23 protein-coding genes are annotated in these 19,542 nt (G+C 62.9%); 9 read left to right on the top strand and 14 right to left on the bottom strand.

Going from position 1 to position 19,542, the window contains the following annotated elements:
* Positions 1-118: 118 nt before the first annotated feature.
* The 3 genes from mgrA to LAC81_RS09360 all read left to right on the top strand — a co-directional run bounded on the left by mgrA (position 119) and on the right by LAC81_RS09360 (position 3,082).
* Positions 119-1,147 carry an L-glyceraldehyde 3-phosphate reductase gene (gene mgrA, locus LAC81_RS09370; RefSeq protein ID WP_223727595.1) on the top strand — a complete coding sequence of 343 codons (1,029 nt, stop codon included), beginning with the start codon at positions 119-121 and terminating at the stop codon, positions 1,145-1,147.
* A 277-nt stretch (positions 1,148-1,424) separates the two neighbouring features.
* On the top strand, positions 1,425-2,531 hold the full coding sequence (locus LAC81_RS09365) for a TRAP transporter substrate-binding protein (RefSeq protein WP_223727594.1): 1,107 nt from the start codon (positions 1,425-1,427) through the stop codon (positions 2,529-2,531).
* A gap of 137 nt (positions 2,532-2,668) precedes the next feature.
* A complete protein-coding gene (locus LAC81_RS09360; protein ID WP_223727593.1) occupies positions 2,669-3,082 on the top strand; it encodes a cupin domain-containing protein in 414 nt (137 codons plus the stop codon).
* Positions 3,083-3,383: 301 nt separating this feature from the next.
* Here LAC81_RS09360 and LAC81_RS09355 read toward each other — a convergent pair whose 3' ends face one another.
* Both LAC81_RS09355 and LAC81_RS09350 read right to left on the bottom strand, forming a co-directional pair.
* Positions 3,384-5,228, bottom strand: a complete 1,845-nt coding sequence (locus LAC81_RS09355; RefSeq protein WP_223727592.1) for a TRAP transporter large permease — start codon at positions 5,226-5,228, stop codon at positions 3,384-3,386.
* Positions 5,225-5,800 (bottom strand): TRAP transporter small permease subunit, encoded by a 576-nt coding sequence (locus tag LAC81_RS09350; protein WP_223727591.1) that lies wholly within the window; start codon positions 5,798-5,800, stop codon positions 5,225-5,227. Before LAC81_RS09350 ends, LAC81_RS09355 begins: the two co-directional genes overlap by 4 nt.
* Positions 5,801-6,146: 346 nt before the next feature.
* Here LAC81_RS09350 and LAC81_RS09345 point away from each other — a divergent pair, with 346 nt between their 5' ends.
* Entirely contained in the window at positions 6,147-7,775 is a 1,629-nt protein-coding gene (locus LAC81_RS09345; protein WP_223727590.1) for a glycoside hydrolase family 43 protein, read from the top strand.
* Between the two features lie 124 nt (positions 7,776-7,899).
* On the top strand, positions 7,900-8,301 hold the full coding sequence (locus tag LAC81_RS09340; RefSeq protein ID WP_113539374.1) for an RcnB family protein: 402 nt from the start codon (positions 7,900-7,902) through the stop codon (positions 8,299-8,301).
* Positions 8,302-8,340: 39 nt separating this feature from the next.
* On the opposite strand, the gene LAC81_RS09335 is transcribed toward LAC81_RS09340, so the two are convergent.
* The 3 genes from LAC81_RS09335 to znuA all read right to left on the bottom strand — a co-directional run bounded on the left by LAC81_RS09335 (position 8,341) and on the right by znuA (position 11,158).
* Positions 8,341-8,556, bottom strand: coding sequence for a hypothetical protein (locus tag LAC81_RS09335; RefSeq protein ID WP_223727589.1), 216 nt, complete (start codon positions 8,554-8,556; stop codon positions 8,341-8,343).
* Entirely contained in the window at positions 8,556-9,758 is a 1,203-nt protein-coding gene (locus tag LAC81_RS09330; RefSeq protein ID WP_223727588.1) for a GTP-binding protein, read from the bottom strand. Before LAC81_RS09330 ends, LAC81_RS09335 begins: the two co-directional genes overlap by 1 nt.
* A gap of 386 nt (positions 9,759-10,144) precedes the next feature.
* Complete coding sequence (gene znuA, locus LAC81_RS09325; RefSeq protein WP_273700176.1) at positions 10,145-11,158, bottom strand: zinc ABC transporter substrate-binding protein ZnuA; 1,014 nt, start codon at positions 11,156-11,158, stop codon at positions 10,145-10,147.
* A 184-nt stretch (positions 11,159-11,342) separates the two neighbouring features.
* On the opposite strand from znuA, the gene LAC81_RS09320 reads away from it, so the two are divergent.
* Genes LAC81_RS09320 through LAC81_RS09310 form a run of 3 tightly spaced genes read left to right on the top strand, consistent with a single transcriptional unit; the run spans position 11,343 to position 13,466 of the window.
* Complete coding sequence (locus LAC81_RS09320) at positions 11,343-12,248, top strand: metal ABC transporter ATP-binding protein (protein WP_223727587.1); 906 nt, start codon at positions 11,343-11,345, stop codon at positions 12,246-12,248.
* Positions 12,241-13,071 carry a zinc ABC transporter permease subunit ZnuB gene (gene znuB / locus LAC81_RS09315; protein ID WP_223727586.1) on the top strand — a complete coding sequence of 277 codons (831 nt, stop codon included), beginning with the start codon at positions 12,241-12,243 and terminating at the stop codon, positions 13,069-13,071. The genes LAC81_RS09320 and znuB overlap by 8 nt, the downstream gene beginning before the upstream one ends.
* Positions 13,071-13,466, top strand: coding sequence for a Fur family transcriptional regulator (locus LAC81_RS09310; protein ID WP_223727585.1), 396 nt, complete (start codon positions 13,071-13,073; stop codon positions 13,464-13,466). The genes znuB and LAC81_RS09310 overlap by 1 nt, the downstream gene beginning before the upstream one ends.
* 45 nt (positions 13,467-13,511) lie before the next feature.
* Here the strand turns inward: LAC81_RS09310 and LAC81_RS09305 are convergent, their stop codons facing one another.
* From LAC81_RS09305 to LAC81_RS09270, 9 genes are all read right to left on the bottom strand, one after another.
* The gene (locus tag LAC81_RS09305) at positions 13,512-14,042 is read right to left on the bottom strand and encodes a gamma carbonic anhydrase family protein (protein WP_223727584.1); all 531 of its coding nucleotides are present in this window, start codon (positions 14,040-14,042) and stop codon (positions 13,512-13,514) included.
* Between the two features lie 116 nt (positions 14,043-14,158).
* Entirely contained in the window at positions 14,159-14,845 is a 687-nt protein-coding gene (locus LAC81_RS09300; protein ID WP_223727583.1) for a fumarylacetoacetate hydrolase family protein, read from the bottom strand.
* A gap of 253 nt (positions 14,846-15,098) precedes the next feature.
* Positions 15,099-15,305: a hypothetical protein gene (locus LAC81_RS09295; RefSeq protein ID WP_043625188.1), complete on the bottom strand. Its 207-nt coding sequence runs from the start codon at positions 15,303-15,305 to the stop codon at positions 15,099-15,101.
* A gap of 324 nt (positions 15,306-15,629) precedes the next feature.
* Positions 15,630-15,866 (bottom strand): DUF982 domain-containing protein, encoded by a 237-nt coding sequence (locus LAC81_RS09290; protein WP_113539383.1) that lies wholly within the window; start codon positions 15,864-15,866, stop codon positions 15,630-15,632.
* Positions 15,867-16,062: 196 nt separating this feature from the next.
* The gene (locus LAC81_RS09285) at positions 16,063-16,299 is read right to left on the bottom strand and encodes a hypothetical protein (RefSeq protein ID WP_113539384.1); all 237 of its coding nucleotides are present in this window, start codon (positions 16,297-16,299) and stop codon (positions 16,063-16,065) included.
* A 140-nt stretch (positions 16,300-16,439) separates the two neighbouring features.
* Positions 16,440-16,832 carry a hypothetical protein gene (locus LAC81_RS09280; protein ID WP_113539385.1) on the bottom strand — a complete coding sequence of 131 codons (393 nt, stop codon included), beginning with the start codon at positions 16,830-16,832 and terminating at the stop codon, positions 16,440-16,442.
* A 202-nt stretch (positions 16,833-17,034) separates the two neighbouring features.
* Positions 17,035-17,325 (bottom strand): hypothetical protein, encoded by a 291-nt coding sequence (locus LAC81_RS09275; RefSeq protein WP_113539386.1) that lies wholly within the window; start codon positions 17,323-17,325, stop codon positions 17,035-17,037.
* 147 nt (positions 17,326-17,472) lie between these two features.
* A complete protein-coding gene (locus LAC81_RS38315; protein WP_268906811.1) occupies positions 17,473-17,595 on the bottom strand; it encodes a hypothetical protein in 123 nt (40 codons plus the stop codon).
* A gap of 143 nt (positions 17,596-17,738) precedes the next feature.
* Entirely contained in the window at positions 17,739-18,122 is a 384-nt protein-coding gene (locus LAC81_RS09270) for a hypothetical protein (protein WP_328717243.1), read from the bottom strand.
* 313 nt (positions 18,123-18,435) lie between these two features.
* On the opposite strand from LAC81_RS09270, the gene dusA reads away from it, so the two are divergent.
* Complete coding sequence (dusA, locus tag LAC81_RS09265) at positions 18,436-19,527, top strand: tRNA dihydrouridine(20/20a) synthase DusA (RefSeq protein ID WP_223727582.1); 1,092 nt, start codon at positions 18,436-18,438, stop codon at positions 19,525-19,527.
* Positions 19,528-19,542 lie beyond the last annotated feature (15 nt).

The raw sequence follows: 19,542 nt of genomic DNA, 5'->3' as shown, positions 1-19,542 counted from the left end.
TCTTCCGCATATGCGCTAGAGCTTTTCCTGTGGGGTTTCCGCGAGCACTGCGGAGCCCCTTGAGTTCGCTGGATGGCTGTTCCCACGCCATCCGGATACCGATCGCGGAGGATTTGCGATGACCTGGCTACCGGCGGAAAACCGCTACGACACCATGAAGTATAACCGCGTCGGCCGTTCCGGCCTGAAGCTGCCTGCGATTTCGCTGGGGCTCTGGCACAATTTCGGTGGCGACACGCCGCATGACCGCAAGGTCGACATGTGCCGCACCGCGTTTGATCTCGGCATCACCCATTTCGACCTCGCCAACAATTACGGCCCGCCTCCGGGCTCGGCCGAGACCGCCTTCGGCGAAATCATGCGCACGGATTTCGCGGGCCTGCGCGACGAGCTGATCATCTCGTCCAAGGCCGGCTACGACATGTGGGCCGGTCCCTATGGCGAATGGGGCAGCCGCAAGTACATGATCGCCTCCTGCGACCAGAGCCTGAAGCGCATGGGTCTCGACTATGTCGACATCTTCTATTCGCACCGCTTCGATCCGGAGACGCCGCTTGAGGAAACCTGCGGCGCGCTCGATCATATCGTGCGGTCCGGCCGGGCGCTCTATGTCGGCATCTCCTCCTACAACTCGCAGCGCACCCGCGAGGCGGCGGCGATCCTGAAGGATCTTGGCACGCCGTGCCTCATCCACCAGCCGAGCTATTCCATGCTCAACCGCTGGATCGAAGATGATGGCCTGATCCACACGCTCGAAGATCTCGGCATCGGCTCGATCGTCTTCTCGCCGCTCGCTCAAGGCATGCTGACGACCAAGTATCTGCAGGGCATTCCGAGCGACAGCCGCGCGGCGCAGAACCACTTCCTGAAGAAGGACTTCATTCGTCCGGAGATCATCGACAACATTCGCAAGCTGAACGGCATTGCTGAAAAGCGCGGCCAGACGCTGGCGCAGATGGCGCTTGCCTGGGTGCTGCGCGAAGGCCGGATCACCTCGGCGCTGATCGGCGCCAGCCGCTCCGAGCAGATCGTCGATTGCGTCAAGGCGCTGGAGAACGACACGTTCACGGCAGACGAACTGGCGGAAATCGATCTCTATGCACGCGAAGCCGACATCAACCTCTGGGCCTCCTCGGCCGAACGCTGAGGTCTGCTGAAAACATTGATTTGCCTTGATTTTGGGCAGACCGGGCTATCTTCCGGCGCATTAGACAAAAGTCGAATATGCGCCGGAAGGCGCCTTCTGGACATGGTTTTGTGTTTCTGTAAGGTGCGACAATGCCCACCGGTTGCGACGCGGATCCGTGTCGCTTTCGGCGGGTAACGAGGAGGAGCCACCATCGGCCGGGAAGGGGCAGGGGGTGGATAAGTGGGTGGTGGCGCTGATCGCGCCCGCCCTTCAGGCGAGAACTAGGGGAGGAACCATGGATCGCCGTTCATTTATCAAAAACGCAAGCCTCGGCGGCTTGGCGGCCGCAGGTGCTGCCGCGCTTGCGACGCCGGCCATCGCGCAGGCAAACCCCAAGGTCAACTGGCGCCTGGCGTCGTCGTTCCCGAAGTCTCTCGACACGATCTATGGCGGCGGCGAAGTGCTGGCGAAATACGTGTCCGAAGCAACCGACGGCGCTTTCCAGATCCAGGTCTTTGCAGCCGGCGAAATCGTGCCCGGCCTGCAGGCGGCTGACGCCGCTGCGGCCGGTACGGTCGAGGCCTGCCACACGGTCGCCTACTACTACTGGGGCAAGGACCCGACCTGGGCGCTCGGTGCGGCCGTTCCCTTCGCGCTCAACGCGCGCGGCATGAACGCCTGGCACTATCACGGCGGTGGGATCGATCTCTTCAACGAATTCCTCGGCACCCAGGGCCTTGTCGGCTTCCCCGGCGGCAACACCGGCGTGCAGATGGGCGGCTGGTTCCGCAAGGAGATCAAGACGGTCGCCGACATGCAGGGCCTGAAGATGCGTATCGGCGGTTTCGCCGGCAAGGTCGTCGAAAAGCTCGGCGTCGTGCCGCAGCAGATCGCCGGCGGCGACATCTATCCGGCACTGGAAAAAGGCACCATCGACGCTGCCGAATGGGTCGGCCCATATGACGACGAGAAGCTCGGCTTCTACAAGGTCGCGCCCTACTACTATTATCCCGGCTGGTGGGAAGGTGGCCCAACGGTTCACGCCATGTTCAACAAGGCGGCCTTCGAGGGTCTGCCGAAGAACTACCAGTCGCTGCTGCGCACCGCGTGCCATGCGACCGACGCGAACATGCTGCAGAAGTACGACTATCTGAACCCGGCGGCGATCAAGCGCCTCGTTGCGTCCGGCGCCAAGCTCAGCCCGTTCAGCGCCGAAATCCTCTCGGCCTGCTTCGACAAGGCAAACGAAGTCTATGCCGAAATGGAAGACTCGAACCCGACCTTCAAGAAGATCTGGGACTCGATCAAGGCCTTCCGCGGCGAGTACTACCTCAACGCCCAGATCGCCGAATACAACTACGATACCTTCATGATGATCCAGCAGCGCGGCGGCAAGCTCTAAGCTTTTCGCCTATTGCCGACAGGTCAGGAGCCGTTCGCAACATCTGTTGCGGGCGGCTTTTTCGTCTGAAGACATCGACCGGCCAACAAAGCGATTTCGTGGTAGGGTTGCGGCCTCAACGGAGCGGAGGAGCAGCCATGCCAAGCGAAGCTCAATCGGTCGTGCTCGGCCCCGATGGCGGCCGGCGGTACGAAATGGGCGCGATCCAGGCGGTGTTCAAAGCCGATGGGCCGGAGACCGCGGGGCGCTTTTCCGTCTCGGAATGGTGGCTGGAGGCCCGACACGAGGGGCCGGGCGCCCACAAGCACGATGACAATGACGAGATCTTCTATGTGATCGAGGGCACCGCCAGCGTGCTCGTCGGCGACATCTGGCACCAGATGCCGAAGGGCTCGCTTTGCGTCATCCCGCGCGGGACGATGCATGATTTTCGCAATGAAAGCGCCGCGCGCATGGGGCTGCTCAATGTCTTCGTCGGAGGTCCGTTCGAAGAGATGATGCCCATGATCGTCGACTGGTATCGCGACAACCCGGCCAAGCGGATCGATTGAGCGAGTGCGTTTGGTGGGGCTGCCCTGAGATTGTTGACAGATCTCGACGATTGCTTGTGGCGATATGCGTGCCTCGTTCTCCCCCATCTTCGCCCTTGCGGGATCCAGCGATCCGGCGTCCGTCGGATCGAAAGGCTCTTTTCAGCCCGAGGACTTGGGTTGACTGGATTCCTCTGACAGGCACGGGGATGAGGGAGAGTGTGTGTTGCGCCCGACCGCCTGCAGGCATCGTTCATCGTTGTCGGCAAACGAAAAGGGCGACCCTTGCGCGGCCGCCCTTCTGTTTGGTGTGTCAGCCTTCTTACTTGAACGACGGCGGCTGGCTGAGATCGTTTGAAGGCGCTGGCTGCGGCTGGGCACCCGTGCCAAACGACGGCGGCTGGCTGAGGTCGTTTGACGGTGCCGGCTGCGGTTGAGCGCCGCCGCCCTGGTCGGCGGGCTTCTGGTCCAGCGGGCTGCCGCCCGGAAGCTGCAGGCCACCCGGCAGTCCGAGCCCGCCGCCATTGTCCGGAAGTCCGAGACCGCCGCCCGGAGCAAATCCCGGAACCTCGATCTTGATGGTGTTCGGGTCGACGACCGGTCCCGTTCCCTTGTAGTGCATGACCATCTGCGGGAACATGATCGTCAGCGCCACCATCAGGATCTGGATGCCGACGAAGGGCACCGCACCCCAGTAGATCTGGCCGGTCGTCACCGGTTGGATCGTCTTGCCGGTGAGCTTGTCGAGATAGGGAACCTTTGCCGCGACCGAGCGCAGATAGAAGAGCGCGAAGCCGAAGGGCGGATGCATGAAGCTCGTCTGCATGTTGATGCCGAGCAACACGCCGAACCAGATGAGGTCGATGCCGAGCTTGTCGGCAGCGGGCGCCAGGAGCGGCACGATGATGAAGGCGAGCTCGAAGAAATCCAGGAAGAAGGCCAGGAAGAAGACGAGCAGGTTGACGGCGATCAGGAAGCCGGTTTCGCCGCCCGGCATTGCCGTCAGCAGATATTCGACCCAGAGGTGGCCGTTGACCCCGTAGAAGGTGAGCGAGAAGACGCGCGCACCGATGAGGATGAACAGCACGAAGGCCGAAAGCCGTGTCGTTGCCGTCAGCGCGCCACGCACGACGTCCATGTGGAGCCGGCCCTTGGCGGCAGCCATGATCAGCGCACCGACGGCCCCCATGGCGCCGCCTTCGGTCGGCGTGGCGATGCCGAGGAAGATGGTGCCGAGAACGAGGAAGATCAGCGCCAGCGGCGGGATCAGCACGATGATGACCTGCTGGGCGAGCCTGGACATCGCATTGATCTTCAGGCCGCGATCGAGCAGGGCGACGACGTAGATGAAGGCGACGCCCACGGTTGCGCCGAGGATATCGGCGTTCTCGCCATGGGTCGGATAGAGGTAGACATGCGCCGCATAGGCAAAGGCGCCGGCGACGATGAGCGCGATGATCAGCGAGGTGACGCCGGAGCCGAGCGTGCGGGCTTCCGGTGGCAGCGCCGGCATCGAGTCACGCTTCAGGACCGTCATGATCAGAATGTAGACCATGTAGAGACCCGTGAGCACGAGGCCCGGGATCAGGGCGCCGGCATACATGTCGCCGACCGAGCGGCCGAGCTGATCGGCAAGGACGATCAGGACGAGCGACGGCGGGATGATCTGGGCAAGCGTGCCCGAGGCGGCGATGACGCCCGAGGCGACCTTCCGGTCATAGCCGTAGCGCAGCATGATCGGCAGCGAGATCAGGCCCATGGCGATGACCGAGGCGGCAACGACACCGGTGGTGGCTGCAAGCAGCGCGCCGACGAAGATGACCGCATAGGCAAGACCGCCGCGGATCGGTCCGAAGAGCTGGCCGATCGTGTCGAGCAGGTCTTCGGCCATGCCCGATTTCTCGAGGACGATCCCCATGAAGGTAAAGAAGGGGATGGCAAGCAATGTGTCGTTCGACATCACCCCCCAGAACCGGTCCGGCAGCGCATTGAGCAGCGGCCAGGAAAGATTGATCGAGTCCGACAGCGGTGCGAGTTCGACGCCGATGATGAAGAACAGGAGGCCGTTGGCGGCGAGGGAGAAGGCGACCGGGTATCCCAGCAACAGGAACACGATCAGCGACGCGAACATGATCGGCGCCAGGTTTTCAGCGATGAATTCGATCATGGACGGGTCTCCGGCGAAACGACATCGTCAAGCGGCGCATGGGTCGGCACGTAGGGTGTCGGGTCCTCCATGTTGCCGGTCATGATCGCGATCTTCTTGATGATCTCGGATACGCCCTGAAACGCGAGCAGCAGAAAGCCGAAGAGCAGGATGGCCTTGGCGGGCCAGATGATCAGGCCGCCGGCCGAGGAAGAGACCTCGCCCGATACGTAGGACATCTTCACGTAGGGGAAGAGGTAATAGAGCACCAGCAGCACGAAGGGCATCAGGAAGAAGATATGCCCCAGCAGGTCGATCCAGTGCTGCACGCGGCGCGAGAACTGGCCGTACACCACGTCGATGCGGATATGTTCGTTCTGGCTGAGCGTGTAGGCGGCGGCGAACATGAAGGCGGCGCCGAACAGGTACCATTGTGCCTCGAGCCAGGCGTTCGACGACATGTTGAAGATCTTTCGGATGACGGCGTTTCCGGCGCTGACGAGCACGGCCGCCAGGATGAGCCATGAAACCGCCTTGCCGATGAATTCCGTGATCGTGTCTATAAGTCGGCTGAAGCCGAGCAAAGCTCTCATCGATTTCCTCCCCGCAGTGGCTCTTATCGTTGTTGTGCCAAGCACAGCCAGAGTGCCGATTTCAAGCGAGCGTTCAAGTCCGAGATGCGATTTTCCCGTGTAGTTCGGCCGCCTCCGACTAAAGTAGAATAGGCTGTCACGGCGCTCTGCTCATTGTTTGTGCAAACCCGTTTTGCAACGGCTGCCCGACGATGGGCGGGCGGTTCCTGCCGGCCCGCAAGCCGTGCGAATCGGTGTGGAAAGGTGGCCACGGAGGTCGGTGCGTGCGTCTTACTGCAACGTTGCAGTCTTGAAATCGTATGATTTTTAAGATCGGATGCGCGCACCAACGGAGGACGCCTAAAACATGACCGCCATGATCCGCAACCCGATCCTTAGGGGCTTCAACCCGGACCCATCGATCTGCCGCGTCGGAGACGACTATTACATCGCGACCTCTACCTTCGAATGGTACCCGGGCGTGCAGATCCACCACTCGCGGGATCTGGTGAACTGGAAGGTCATCCGCCGGCCGCTGGAGCGCGCAAGCCAACTCGACATGCGCGGCAACCCGGACAGCTGCGGCATCTGGGCGCCGTGTCTCTCTTACGACGACGGCCTGTTCTGGCTGGTCTACACCGACGTCAAGCGCTTCGACGGCAACTTCAAGGACGCGCACAATTACATCGTCACGGCAGAGGCGATCGAGACGACCTGGTCGGATCCGGTCTACGTCAATTCCTCAGGCTTCGACCCGTCGCTGTTTCATGACGACGATGGGCGCAAGTGGTTCCTCAACATGCAGTGGAACCACCGGACTGAAAGCTTCGGCGGTTCGCCGAAACATCCGGCCTTCGACGGCATCCTGCTGCAGGAGTGGGACGAGCGCACCCGCAAGCTCGTCGGCCCGGTGAAGAACATCTTTGCCGGTTCGCCGCTCGGCCTCGTCGAGGGTCCGCATCTCTTCAAGAAGAACGGCTGGTATTACCTGACGACGGCGGAAGGCGGCACCGGCTACGACCACGCCGTCACAATGGCGCGCTCACGCTCCATCGACGGCCCCTATGAAATGCACCCGGATACCTATCTGATCACGTCAAAGGATCACCCGGATGCGCCGTTGCAGCGTGCCGGTCACGGGCAATATGTCGAAACGCCTGATGGCCAGGCCTATCACACGCACCTGACCGGCCGGCCGCTTGCGCCTCTGCGCCGCTGCACGCTCGGCCGCGAGACGGCGCTGCAGAAATGCGTCTGGCGCGACGACGGCTGGCTCTATCTGGAGAATGGCGGCCCGGTGCCAGAGGTGCTCGTGCCCGCGCCGGGGCCGGTGGAAGAGCTGCAGGCGCCTGATGTCGTGGAGACGGATTTCGACGACGACGCACTTCCTCTGGAGTTCCAGTGGCTGCGCACGCCGCGGCCGGAGCGGATCTTCTCGCCGGAGAGGAGAGCCGGTCATCTCCGGCTCTTCGGCCGCGAGAGCATCGGCAGCTGGTTCGAGCAGGCGCTGGTGGCGCGGCGGCAGGAGCATCATTCCTTCCGCGCCGAAACAGCCGTCGACTTCACGGCCGAAACCTACCAGCAGGTCGCGGGCCTGACGCATTACTACAACCGCCACAAGTTCCATGCACTCGGCGTCACCTGGCATGAAACGCTGGGGCGGGCGCTGACGATCCTGTCATGTCCGGGTGATTTCCCGCATGGCCGGCTGGAATTTCCGCTTGGCAGCGGCGTCGCCATTCCGGATGGCCCGATCGAGCTTGCCATGGAGATCCGCGACAACGATCTGCAGTTCTTCTGGCGGGAGAGGCGGGCAGGCGATTGGCGCGCGGTCGGCCCGGTTCTCGATGCGGGCGTGGTCTCGGACGAGGGTGGCCGCGGCGAGCATGGATCCTTCACCGGCGCCTTCGCCGGCATGTTCGCCTTCGATACATCCGGTGCCGGCAAGCCCGCCGATTTCGATTGCTTCCGTTACGTCAGTCTTGGTGCGGGCTAATGCAAAAACATTAGAAAATACGAATAAGCATCAGATATCATTACGTATTTGTAATGTAGAGTTTCATATTCGGTTCAGGAAGCGTGGCCTAGTTTCCGGGTGCATACAACGAAAGGACACCCGAATGAAACGTCTCCTGATCGCGCTGGTCGCCAGCTCCGTTCTGATCACGCCGGTCGCGGCCCTTGCCCAGCCGGCAGGATCTTTCGAGGTGGCGCAGAATTATGATCGCTCCCGCCGCCCAATCGACCGGAATGGCGATCGCCATATGGATCGTCACGTCGACCGCCATGTCGACAAGCACGTCACGATCGAGAAGCGCGTGATCGTCAAGAAGAAGGAGCGCTGGGCGCGCGGTCATCGCCTGTCGCCGGCCGAACGCCGCCACATGGCGCAGGTGCGCGACTACCGTTACTACAAGCTGCGCCCGCCGCCGCGCGGCCAGCAGTGGGTGCGGTCTGGCAACGACTTCCTGCTGATCAGCCTTGCAACCGGCGTCATCGTCGGCCTGACCACGGTTCGCTGATCCTCACGGATCGCCGATACAACAAAGGGGTGGCGTTCACTACGCCGCCCCTTTGCCGTTTCCAAGGGCGGTGACGGCGCCCGGTCGTTCTCCAAACAGCAGTCCTTCGATCTCGCCCGCTACATCCAGCATATCCACTTCGCTCCCGGGTGCATCCCCGAGAAAGGGATCGAACATCGGCACCGGACGCCCGGCGGAGTTGAGCGCCATGCAGATGAAGCGTGGTCGGCGCGGCGCGCGCGCAGTGTCTGCCATCAGGCGGCCCGTGGCGACCAGCTGGCGAAGGGATCGGCGAGATCGCGCCAGCGCTCCGGATGGAAGCTCTCGTCGGCAATCAAGCAGGCGTCGAGTTCGGCGCGAAGATTTGCCTCGTCCATCGGGTCGGCGCCGATGAACACGATCTCCTGGCGGCGATCGCCCCAGACCGGATCCAGGTAGGGACCGACTGCCTTCAGGAAACCCGGATCACGCGGCCACTGCTCCTTCGGCACGGCCGACCACCAAAGGCCCATCTTTCCTGTACGGACCAGCGGCCCCGCCTGGCTGATCTCGCCGACGTAGTGTGGGCGGGTCGCGAGCCAGAAGAAACCCTTGGCGCGGAGCACGCCCGGCCAGGAGCGGTTGAGGAACGCCTGGAAGCGCATGGGGTCGAGCGGACGGCGGGCACGATAGACGAAGGAGCGGATGCCATACTCCTCGGTCTCCGGGATGTGGTCTTTGAAACCATGCAGTTCCTTGTACCAGAGCGGATGCTCTTCCGCCTTGGCGAGATCGAAGCGGCCGGTTCCAAGCACCTCGCGCAGGTTGACCTTGCCGAAATCGGTCTCGATCAGCCGCGCATCGGGATTGAGCCCGACGATGATCTTGCGGGCGGCATCCACCTGCTCGGGCGTCGCCGTGCCGATCTTGTTGAGGACGACGACATCGGCAAATTCGATCTGCTCGACCAGGAGGTCGACCAGCGTGCGCGTATCGCCTTCGCCGGCGGTCTCACCGCGATCGGCGAGGAAATCGAGCGAGGAATAGTTAGCGATCAGGTTCACGGCGTCGACGACCGTCACCATCGTGTCGAGGCGCGCGACATCGGCCAGGCTTTCACCGTCCTCGTCGCGAAAATCGAAGGTGGTGGCGACGGGCAGGGGCTCGGAAATGCCGCTCGATTCGATCAGCAGATAGTCGAAGCGGCTCTGTTCCGCGAGGATGCGGACCTCCTTCAGGAGATCGTCGCGCAGCGTGCAACAGATGCAGCCATTGGTCATTTCTACCAGTTCCTCTTCCGTGCGCGACAGACCGGCGCCGCCGTCGCGCACCAGCGCTGCATCGATGTTGACCTCGCTCATGTCATTGACGATGACGGCGACGCGCAGGCCGTCGCGGTTGGAGAGCAAGTGATTGAGCAGGGTCGTCTTGCCGGCGCCGAGAAAGCCGGAGAGCACGGTGACGGGAAGCTTTTCCATCGATCGATCCTATAATGTTATATCGTTACGAATGTTGCGGATGAAAAAGGCGAGCGCGATCGCCCGCCTCAGCCTGCTGAGAAGGTCGCCTCTGATCGGGAGGGCCTGATGACAAGGGCACGGCCAATAACGGCCGTCATTCCTGTGGTTGTCACAGGAATCCCTGGCAGTTCCAAAGGAACTGCGGATTGGCCCAAGTCATTGGGCCGGAAGAATCTTTTGACCCGACGGATGTCGGGCCGCTGGATTCCCGCCACAAGGGCGAGGATGACGGAGTGCGGGGGGAACCGCTTGCAAGCATGCCATACCACGTCTTGCCAGCGGAGAGAGGTGGGCGCTGCCCTTGTTCGAGTTGGCGCCCACCCAAACCGTCTTGGGAGGACGGGTCAGCTTGCCGAGGCGAGGCAGGTCTTCAGCGACGTGCCGATGCCTTCCATCATCTGGAAATAGAGGTCCGGGCCGGCGTCGAGTGTGCCGGCCTCCGGGTCGAGCGTGCCGGATTTGGCCGGCGTTCCCTCGATCACCACATTGATCAGCTTCGGCTCGAACTGCGGCTCGGCAAAGACGCAGGTTGCACCCAATTCCTTGATCTTGGCGTGGATCTGCGACAGCCGCTCCGCACCCGGCAGCACCTCCGGGCTGACGGTGATCGAGCCGGCGACGCGGACCTTGTAGCGATGCTCGAAATACTGGTAGGCGTCGTGGAAGACGACGAAGGGCTTGTCCTTCACCGGCGCCACGGTCTCCGTCAGCTTGGCGTCGAGCCCATCCAGCCGCTTGTTCAGCGCTTCCAGATTGGCCTTGTAGGCGCCGGCATTGTCCGGATCGGCCGCGGCGAGCGTCTTTTCGATCTCGGCGGCCATCGCCTTGGCATTCATTGGGTCGAGCCACATGTGCATGTCGGTGTCGCCATGACCGTGGTCGTGATCGTGCCCCTCGTGCGCTTCGGCCGCTTCCGGCGCTGCGGCGTGATCGTGTTCCGCTTCGCCTTCCGCATGCTTGTGGCCTTCCTCGCCCTCTTCGCCGTGGTCATGGGCTTCGAAGGCACCGCCTTCGCGGAACTTCAGCTTCTCGATGCCCGGGGCCTCGCTGAGTTCCACCACCTTTGCGTCACCGGAAAGCGCATCGAGCGGCTTGTCGAGGAAGGCTTCGAGCCCGGGGCCGACCCAGAAGACCACCTTCGCCGCCTGCAGGGCCGAGGCGTTGGAGGGTTTCATGTTGTAGGTGTGCGGGGAGGCCGCGCCCTCGACGATCAGCGATGGCTCGCCGACACCCTGCATGATCGAGGCGACGAGGGAGTGGATCGGCTTGATCGAGACCACCACATTGGGGCCGGCAGCGAATGCCGGCGCGGCGAAGAGCATGGTGGAGGCAAAGAGCAGGGCGGATGTCGATTTCATCGGGTTCTCCGGGCTTGAATGACGCACCTGGCCGCATCGACCGGGCGCGCTGTCGGGCATGCGAGGCATCACTGCGAGAGGCCGTTGCCGGTCTTGAAGCAGTAATGTAATGTTATTACATCAATTGCGTTATGCTATAACGTGTGCGATAGCCAGTGGCAACCATCCAATCCGGAATTTTTTCATGCTGAATTTCCGCTCCCCAGAAACGCTGCCGCTGGTCAATCTCAGCAATACCGGCGTGCGCCGCAACGGCCGCTGGCTGGTGCGCGGCGTCGAGTTCTCGATCAGCCCGGGCGAGATCGTCACGCTGATCGGGCCGAATGGCTCGGGCAAATCGACGACGGCGAAGACGGCGATCGGCGTGCTGAAGCCGGACGAGGGCTATGTCGAGCGCAAGCCGGGCCTGAAGGTCGGCTACGTGCCGCAGAAGCTCAGCGTCGACTGGACGCTGCCTTTGACGGTCGAACGGCTGATGACGCTGACCGGGCCACTGAAGGGCCGGGAGATCGAGGAAGCGCTGTCGGCGACCGGCGTGCTGCACCTGGCGAAATCCGAGGTGCAGCATCTCTCCGGTGGCGAGTTCCAGCGCGCGCTGCTCGCCCGCGCCATTGCCCGCAAGCCGGACCTGCTGGTACTCGACGAGCCGGTGCAGGGGGTCGATTTCAGCGGTGAGATCGCGCTCTACGAACTGATCAAGCAGATCCGCAACCGCACCGGCTGCGGCATCCTGTTGATCTCGCACGACCTGCACATCGTCATGGCCGAGACCGATACGGTCGTCTGCCTGAACGGCCATGTCTGCTGCCGCGGCACGCCGCAGGTGGTCAGCCAGAGCCCCGAATACCAGAAGCTCTTCGGACGTCGGGCCGCCAATGCGCTTGCCGTCTACAGCCACCACCACGATCACACCCATCTGCCCGATGGCCGGGTGCTGCATGCGGACGGTTCGATTACCGAGCATTGCTACCCCGGCGACGGCCACCACCACGATCACGAGGAAAACGTGCACGACCACGGCGAGGATTGCGGCTGCGGCCATCACACCCGGCTGCATGGCTACGACGCGAAGGAGAAGCGCGATGCTTGACGACTTCTTCGTGCGCGCGCTGATCGCTGGCATCGGTATCGCCGTCATGGCCGGGCCGCTCGGCTGCTTCGTCATCTGGCGCCGCATGGCCTATTTCGGTGACACCATGGCGCATTCGGCGCTGCTCGGTGTGGCGCTGTCGCTGCTGCTCGAGCTCAATCTGATGCTCAGCGTCTTCATCGTCGCTTCCGTCGTCTCGGTGCTGCTCCTCTTCCTGCAGCGGCGCGGCGCGCTGTCGACGGATGCGTTGCTTGGCATCCTCTCCCATTCGGCGCTGTCCGTCGGCCTCGTCATCGTCGCCTTCATGACCTGGGTGCGCATCGATCTGGTCGGCTTCCTCTTCGGCGACATTCTCGCGGTCTCCGAATCCGATATCGACATCATCTGGGGTGGTGGCATCCTGGTGATCTTTGCGATCGTCTATCTCTGGCGGCCGCTCTTGGCTTCGACCGTCAATCCCGAGCTGGCCGAAGCCGAGGGGCTGAAGCCCGAGCGCACACGGCTCTTCTTCATGCTTTTGATGGCGCTTGTGATCGCGATCGCCATGAAGATCGTCGGCATTCTGCTTATCACCTCGCTCCTGATCATCCCGGCCGCGACCGCACGGCGCTTCTCGACTTCGCCAGAGGTGATGGCGGCGCTTGCCTCGGTCATCGGGGCGCTCGCCGTCACCGGCGGACTTTTCGGCTCGCTGCACTGGGATACGCCGTCGGGACCGTCTATCGTCGTTGCCGCGGTTGGGCTTTTCGTTCTGAGTCTGCTACCGATCGGCCGCCGCCCGATCGAGGCAGCGCATCATTCCACGCCCGGAGGACACCACTGATGGTTACGCCGCAACTGACCAAGAACCAGACGCTGGTGATGGATGCGCTCAGCCATTCCGAAGGGCCGATGAGCGCCTATACCATTCTCGACAAGCTGCGCGATCATGGCTTCCGCGCGCCGCTTCAGGTCTATCGCGCACTCGACAAGCTGCTCGAGTACGGCCTCGTCCACCGGCTGGAGAGCATCAATGCCTTCGTTGCCTGCACCTGCCCGCACGACCACGAGCACGACCATGGCGTCACCGCCTTCACCATCTGCGAAGGCTGCGGCCAGGTGACGGAGTTTCATGACGAGGCGATCGAGCAGCGGCTTTCGACGCTGACCCGGGCACAGAACTTCAAGACCGAGAAGACCACGATCGAGATCCGCGGCCATTGCCAGAGCTGCGCCTAAGTTCGGCGCTGCCATTCGGGACGCACCAGCCTGATTGGCTGGAGCTCAGTCGAGCCGCGTGAGATCGGCGGCGTAGCGCCGCCAGTTCTTGACGTAATGGGCTGACGAGCGCTTCAAGCCTTCGACCGCCGCCTCGTCCAGCGTGCGGATCGCCTTGGCCGGTGCGCCGACGATCAGCGAGTTGTCGGGGAATTCCTTGCCTTCGGTCACCAGCGCATTGGCGCCGACCAGGCAGTTGCGGCCGATCTTGGCGCCGTTGAGCACGGTCGCGCCCATGCCGATCAGCGAGTTCTCGCCGATGGTGCAGCCATGGATGATGGCCCCGTGGCCGATCGTGCAACCTTCGCCGATCGTCACCGGAAAGCCCGGGTCGACATGGATGACGACGTTTTCCTGGATGTTGGTTCGGGCGCCGAGCCGGATCGGCTCATTGTCGCCGCGCAGCGTCACTCCGAACCAGATGCCGACCTCGTCGCCGATCTCGACCTGGCCGATGACGTTTGCGTCGGGCGCCACCCAGTAGCTGCCTTTCGGCGGTGTCAGCGGGCGAAGCGATCCAAGGGCATAAAGCGGCATCGGCAGGTATCCTTCATATCGTCTGAAATGATGCAAGGCCAGGACGGGCGTTTGATGCCTTTCCTGGCGCAGTGTCTTAGAGCATCCCTCGCACGTTCATCCGCACGCTGGAGGCTCTAGAGAACGTTCACGGCAAGGGCGGCGACGCCGTCGACGCCGCAGGTGACCTCGTCGCCGCGCACTACGGCACCAACGCCCGAGGGCGTGCCGGTCATGATGACGTCGCCAGGCGCCAGGGTGAAGAGTTTCGAGAGTTCGGCGATGATCTCCGGCACTTTCCAGATCATCTGGTCGAGATCGCCCTGCTGGCGCGTTTCGCCATTCACCTTCAGCCAGATGTTGCCATTGACGGGATGGCCGATCGCCTCGGCCGGCGCGATCGCCGAGACCGGGGCGGAATGCTCGAAGGCCTTGGCGGCGGCCCAGGGCTTGCCGGCCTTCTTGGCCTCGGCCTGCAGATCGCGGCGGGTGAAATCGATGCCGACGGCATAGCCGTAGACGCAATCCAGCGCATCCTCGACGGCGATGTTGCTGCCGCCGCGCTTCAGCGCCACGACGAGTTCGACCTCGTGATGGACGTCCGCGGTCAGCGGCGGGTAGGGGAAGGCGGTACCGGCGGCAAGCAGGTTGTCCGGATTCTTCTGGAAGAAGAACGGCGGCTCGCGGTCCGGATCGTGGCCCATTTCGATGGCATGGGCAGCATAGTTGCGGCCGACGCAATAGACCCGGCGAACCGGAAATCCGACGAGGCCGCCGAAGATCGGCAACAGCACGGGAAGCGGAGGAGGGATGATTGTTTCCATGATCGTCCGGTCTTGCGCGTCTATCTGTCTTCGATCGACAGGAAGATCGCTGCGCGTTTGATGAGCGCTCGCCGTCGGCCGATTTCGGCTTCGAGCGAGGCAGGAGAGAATCCAGACGTTACTGCATAAATCCGCGAATCGGAATCGATCCGTAGGAAAATAAGACAGGGATCAAGGATGGGGTTGCGGCTGAAGCGCGCCCGGATGGGCGCGCGAATTCACGGCACCCGACAAGGCGCCGTGATCGGATAACTCAGGCGCACTGCGCGTAGGCCTGAAGCTGATCTCGGGTCAGGAATCGACCGTCCGAGCGCGAATTGAGCTCCGGATGGCTGTATTCGAGACTGGGAACCTGGGGAAGCTCAAGCGCCTGGCGCACGGTCATGATGCCGAGGTCGCGGCGGCCACCTTCACGCTTCACGGTGACTTCAACGATGCGATAGAGATTGCTCTCGCTCATATTTTCTCTCCCGTATATCGTTTTTTTGAATTCCCTTGCGGGGATTAACGCGCTCCGAAATTGGTTTTTATGAGGCACCTCAGAATATAGGCCAGAGAAATGAAGGCTTCACGACAGAAATTGGGCCGTTTCTGGAAAAATCATGCGCGATTGGGCGACAATGCGCCGAAATGATGCAGTTTTCGGGCAAATGCCCAAGATTTGAGCTAACCGTCAGTCAGCAAGCGACGGGCTATGCGACTTCAACTAAAACGGTAGCTTGCGCCCGCGGATGGCGGGCGTTTGCCGCTCAGAGCGGCGAGACATGTCCGGCGCGGGCGCGCCTCAGTGGGTGCCTAGTTCGGCTTCCTCGGCGGCCGAGATGAACAGCGTTCGTGCCTCTTCGGCCGTGCGGCGACCATCAATGGCGGCGCGGCAGGCGCTGCGGGCGGCAACATAGAACGGCCCGCGACGGGGCCAATGATCGGCAAGGCAAGCAAGCGCGTCCCTAGGACCTTTTACGGTGCGGCAAACGCCGCCAACAAAGTCGAGTTCGATCGGCTGTTTCCAGACTAATTGCATGCGTCTCCTCCTCGAGATCATCTCAATGAATGCCGGCACCGCGGCTGTCGGCCCCTGGCTCCTCTCAAGTGGCCTCGACAGTCGATCTTTCTAATGTAGCGCAGGAGGACGGATTTGTAAGCAGCTTTTCCGTGTTTCTGCGGTCCGCTGCACGCGCCGGCGGTAGTCCGCGGGGCAGATGAGAGATGTCACGAGCCTAGCAGGAGACGTCGCGCTGCAGCCGTTCGGCATAGGCGCGGCCGGCAATGAGCAGCCGCCCCTCGCTCGTGTTGCCGGCGAGATAGTCGTCGATCAGCATTCTGGCATGGCGCCGCGCCGGCTCGCCGTCGCGCGCCCAGCCCTGTTCGATGCAAAGCACGTCGAAGACGCGCTGCAGCCTTGCCATGTCGGCCTTCGACAGCGCCAGGCATTGTGTCGCTCGCAATGGGGCCACCCGTCCCTCCCGTTCGGCCGCGCTTTTAGGCGCACTATGGCAGAACGCGGCCGAATTGAACCCCTTGGGAATGAGGGGTCAGAAGGGCGCCCCGACCACTTTGTTCAGGGCAGCGAGATAGGATCCCAAGTTCCGGGCAATCAGGCCGCAGGGACGACGCGGTCGACCTTGGTGCGGCGGCCGCCTTCTTCGATGCGGTAGTAGTCGGATCCGATCAGGGCGTACTGGTCGCAGCGGTGGCCGCCATCCTCGAAGGCGATGCAGACTTCGTCGCCGGTGATCGTGTAGCTGCCGCCATCGCGCACCTCGTAGTCGCGATAGCCGTAGCGCCCGTCGGCGAAATAGGTGGAAGCGACACCGTTGAGATTGTAGCGCAGCGTCTTGCCGACGAGGAAGTCCCGGAGCGCGTCACCCGAAAGGGTCGGCACGGAGGGAGCGACAGGCCTCGGCCTTGCGATTTCCGGCGTCTCCAGTTCCATCGACTGGCATCCGGCCAATAGAAGCGTGAACAGTGCCGCGATCGCGCGTTTCATGCCGTCCGTCCTTTTTCCTGGCTACTGTATCGATACAGGGCGCTGCCTTACCTTATAGGTCCTTAGTTCGAAATGGATTAAAGGCGAAACTAGGGAGCAGGTGCTTGGACAGTGACCACTGGCATATCGATAGACGCGCGGCGCTGTAATCGCCTTGGGTCGTTCCTGTCAAGTCCGGGGAGCCGCAAGGGTGGAAATCGCGTCACGCGTCGTGCTGCGCCGGCGGGTCCGCGTAGTAGAGAAAGAGGTTGGCGGACGCCTCTGCACCGGCCATGGCTGCTTCTCCGAAAGATCCGGCATCCTCGACGTTCTGCCACGCGGCCCTGAGATCGGCGAGGCACGTGGCGATGGAATCGACGATCGCCTGCTTGTCTTGCGCCTGCATGACGAGAGCTGCCACCGTCGCATTCAGGATCGACAGCTGTCCGAGTTGCGCTGCATCGCCATGGAGGCGAAGCTCCTCAGCGCTCATATCGTCCGGGGATTTCGACATCGCATGATTCCTTCGCTTTTCGGTTGCAGCGAGAGGCGATCATTTCCCGGCGAAGAAGGCAAGCTTCCGCCCGGCGAGCGCCGAGACCCGGCGCGTCGGTTCGAACCCGGGCGGCCTGCTGTCTTTTGCGCGCCAGCAGAGTGCGCGTCAGAACAGGCTGCCGGCAACGGCCGCGGCGACGGTGGCGGCCAGCGCTGCCAACAGGAACGCTGCACCTATCGCGGTCGCTATTGTGCGTCGGCGCCGTGCGCCGCTCCAATCGTAGCTCATGTCTTCGCTCCGACGACGATCGTGTCAAAGCGGGACGATCGGCGATTCTGCTTAACAAAATGGAAACCATGCTGATGGCGGAGTATCGGGGGCGGAGGCGGTCCTCGCGACGTTGTGCGGCCTCCGCCCGACTGGCGATCCCGTCAGCCCCGCATCGAGCGGAGTTCCGGGAAGTCGTACCAGCGCAGGCGCTTGTCGCCGCAGCGGGAATCGTACGAGCTCGAGTCAACGATTTTCCCATCGCGCAGGGCATAGCCACCGACCTGCAATACTTCCTGGATCCTCGTTTCCCTGAAGCGAACACAGAAGGCGTAGATCTTGGCTTCGGGATTGAGCAAGACCACGCTCGATATCTCCGCCGTCTTGAACTGGGCGCCCTTGGCGTCGATGGAACGCATCACGGCAACATACTCCCTGCGCACCGCCGCCGACGGCGGCTTTTGCGTTGCCAGGACGGATTCCGGCGCCGGCGGCTGACAGCCCGAGAGCGCAAGTGCAGCCAGTCCGAGGTAGAGGTATTTCAGCATCGATGTTCCCCATAGATTTTGCCGCGCAGGTTGTAGCCGGCAAGTGCGAGGGTCGCAATATCAATCGGATAGCCGGATGCCCTGTCCGGCGAACGGCGGACTCCTGGTTGCGTCGGGACAAGCGTAATGTTGCGTCGAGAGAGGGCCGGTCCGTTTCGTTCGCACCGTCTCGCATTCTTGGGCGTTGCGCTGTATAAGGCGCGGTCCCCTGTGGGAGCCTTGGCGCCAATCGGGCGCCGGTGCTACTGATCCGCCGTGCGTGCTACATTGCGGCACCGGCGTGCAAAGCCAGAATAACGAGAGTTGATCGAGCATGGCAGAAGGCCGCGCGCAGCCCGGAAATCCGGGCAACCGCCACTATTTCAACGCACCGGTCTTCGCCGTGGCGCCCATGATCGACTGGACCGATCGCCACTATCGCTTCTTCGCGCGGCAGCTGTCGAAGCATGCGTTGCTCTATACGGAAATGATCGTCGCCGAAGCGATCCTGCGGGGCGACCGGCAGCGGCTGCTCGGCTTTGACGTCTCGGAGAACCCGGTCGCGCTGCAACTTGGCGGCAACGACCCCCGGAAGATGGCGGAGGCGGCGGCCATTGCCGAGGACTTCGGCTATGACGAGATCAACATGAATGTCGGCTGTCCGTCGGACCGGGTGCAATCGGGCACCTTCGGCGCCTGCCTCATGCAGGAGCCGGAGACGGTCGCGGCCTGCGTTTCGGCGATGAAGGCGGCGGTCAAGATCCCGGTTACGGTCAAATGCCGCATCGGCGTCGACGATCAGGACCCGGAGGTGGCGCTGCGCAGGCTGGTTGCGCAAGTGGTCAATGCCGGCACGGACGCCGTCTGGGTGCATGCGCGCAAGGCGTGGCTGCAGGGCTTGAGCCCCAAGGAAAACCGCGAGATCCCACCGCTCGACTATGAGCTGGTGCATCGGCTGAAGCAGGAAAATCCTGATCTTTTCATCGGCATCAATGGTGGCCTTCAGAGCTTGAGCCAGGCGCTTGAGCAACTGCGGCACCTTGACGGCGTCATGCTCGGCCGTGCCGCCTATCACGACAGTGCGATGCTGACGGCGGCCGATGGCCATTTCCCGCACCCGGTCACAGGAACGGCGGCGCAGCCTGCGGGCGAATTCTCCGAGCGGGGTCACCGGCTCGATCTCGATTTCTGGAGCGATGTCCGTGACGCTATGGCCGCGTATGCCGCGACGCATATCGCCAACGGCGGCCGGCTGATCCATGTGACGCGGCACATGGTCGGTCTGTTCCAGGGCTGGTCGGGCGCCCGGCGCTACCGACAGATCCTGTCTTCCGATGCGACCCGCCAGGGGGCAGGGCCGGAAGTGATCCACGCAGCCTTCGGTGCGGTGTTCGAGGCGACGGCGGCGAAGCAGGCGGCCGAGTAGCTCGCTGAGAACCGC

It is taken from the genome of Ensifer adhaerens (genome assembly GCF_020035535.1).
Classification (GTDB): Bacteria; Pseudomonadota; Alphaproteobacteria; order Rhizobiales; family Rhizobiaceae; genus Ensifer.
The sequence above is the reverse complement of the archived record's forward strand: the minus strand, read 5'-3'. Positions and strand labels throughout refer to the sequence as shown.

Excerpts from the sequence above, each read along its gene's own strand:
- mgrA (WP_223727595.1), top strand. The coding sequence starts at position 119 with ATGACCTGGCTACCGGCGGAAAACCGCTACGACACCATGAAGTATAAC.
- LAC81_RS09365 (WP_223727594.1), top strand. The coding sequence starts at position 1,425 with ATGGATCGCCGTTCATTTATCAAAAACGCAAGCCTCGGCGGCTTGGCG.
- LAC81_RS09360 (WP_223727593.1), top strand. The coding sequence starts at position 2,669 with ATGCCAAGCGAAGCTCAATCGGTCGTGCTCGGCCCCGATGGCGGCCGG.
- LAC81_RS09355 (WP_223727592.1), bottom strand. The coding sequence starts at position 5,228 with ATGATCGAATTCATCGCTGAAAACCTGGCGCCGATCATGTTCGCGTCG.
- LAC81_RS09350 (WP_223727591.1), bottom strand. The coding sequence starts at position 5,800 with ATGAGAGCTTTGCTCGGCTTCAGCCGACTTATAGACACGATCACGGAA.
- LAC81_RS09345 (WP_223727590.1), top strand. The coding sequence starts at position 6,147 with ATGACCGCCATGATCCGCAACCCGATCCTTAGGGGCTTCAACCCGGAC.
- LAC81_RS09340 (WP_113539374.1), top strand. The coding sequence starts at position 7,900 with ATGAAACGTCTCCTGATCGCGCTGGTCGCCAGCTCCGTTCTGATCACG.
- LAC81_RS09335 (WP_223727589.1), bottom strand. The coding sequence starts at position 8,556 with ATGGCAGACACTGCGCGCGCGCCGCGCCGACCACGCTTCATCTGCATG.
- LAC81_RS09330 (WP_223727588.1), bottom strand. The coding sequence starts at position 9,758 with ATGGAAAAGCTTCCCGTCACCGTGCTCTCCGGCTTTCTCGGCGCCGGC.
- znuA (WP_273700176.1), bottom strand. The coding sequence starts at position 11,158 with ATGAAATCGACATCCGCCCTGCTCTTTGCCTCCACCATGCTCTTCGCC.
- LAC81_RS09320 (WP_223727587.1), top strand. The coding sequence starts at position 11,343 with ATGCTGAATTTCCGCTCCCCAGAAACGCTGCCGCTGGTCAATCTCAGC.
- znuB (WP_223727586.1), top strand. The coding sequence starts at position 12,241 with ATGCTTGACGACTTCTTCGTGCGCGCGCTGATCGCTGGCATCGGTATC.
- LAC81_RS09310 (WP_223727585.1), top strand. The coding sequence starts at position 13,071 with ATGGTTACGCCGCAACTGACCAAGAACCAGACGCTGGTGATGGATGCG.
- LAC81_RS09305 (WP_223727584.1), bottom strand. The coding sequence starts at position 14,042 with ATGCCGCTTTATGCCCTTGGATCGCTTCGCCCGCTGACACCGCCGAAA.
- LAC81_RS09300 (WP_223727583.1), bottom strand. The coding sequence starts at position 14,845 with ATGGAAACAATCATCCCTCCTCCGCTTCCCGTGCTGTTGCCGATCTTC.
- LAC81_RS09295 (WP_043625188.1), bottom strand. The coding sequence starts at position 15,305 with ATGAGCGAGAGCAATCTCTATCGCATCGTTGAAGTCACCGTGAAGCGT.
- LAC81_RS09290 (WP_113539383.1), bottom strand. The coding sequence starts at position 15,866 with ATGCAATTAGTCTGGAAACAGCCGATCGAACTCGACTTTGTTGGCGGC.
- LAC81_RS09280 (WP_113539385.1), bottom strand. The coding sequence starts at position 16,832 with ATGAAACGCGCGATCGCGGCACTGTTCACGCTTCTATTGGCCGGATGC.
- LAC81_RS09275 (WP_113539386.1), bottom strand. The coding sequence starts at position 17,325 with ATGTCGAAATCCCCGGACGATATGAGCGCTGAGGAGCTTCGCCTCCAT.
- LAC81_RS38315 (WP_268906811.1), bottom strand. The coding sequence starts at position 17,595 with ATGAGCTACGATTGGAGCGGCGCACGGCGCCGACGCACAATAGCGACC.
- LAC81_RS09270 (WP_328717243.1), bottom strand. The coding sequence starts at position 18,122 with ATGCTGAAATACCTCTACCTCGGACTGGCTGCACTTGCGCTCTCGGGC.
- dusA (WP_223727582.1), top strand. The coding sequence starts at position 18,436 with ATGGCAGAAGGCCGCGCGCAGCCCGGAAATCCGGGCAACCGCCACTAT.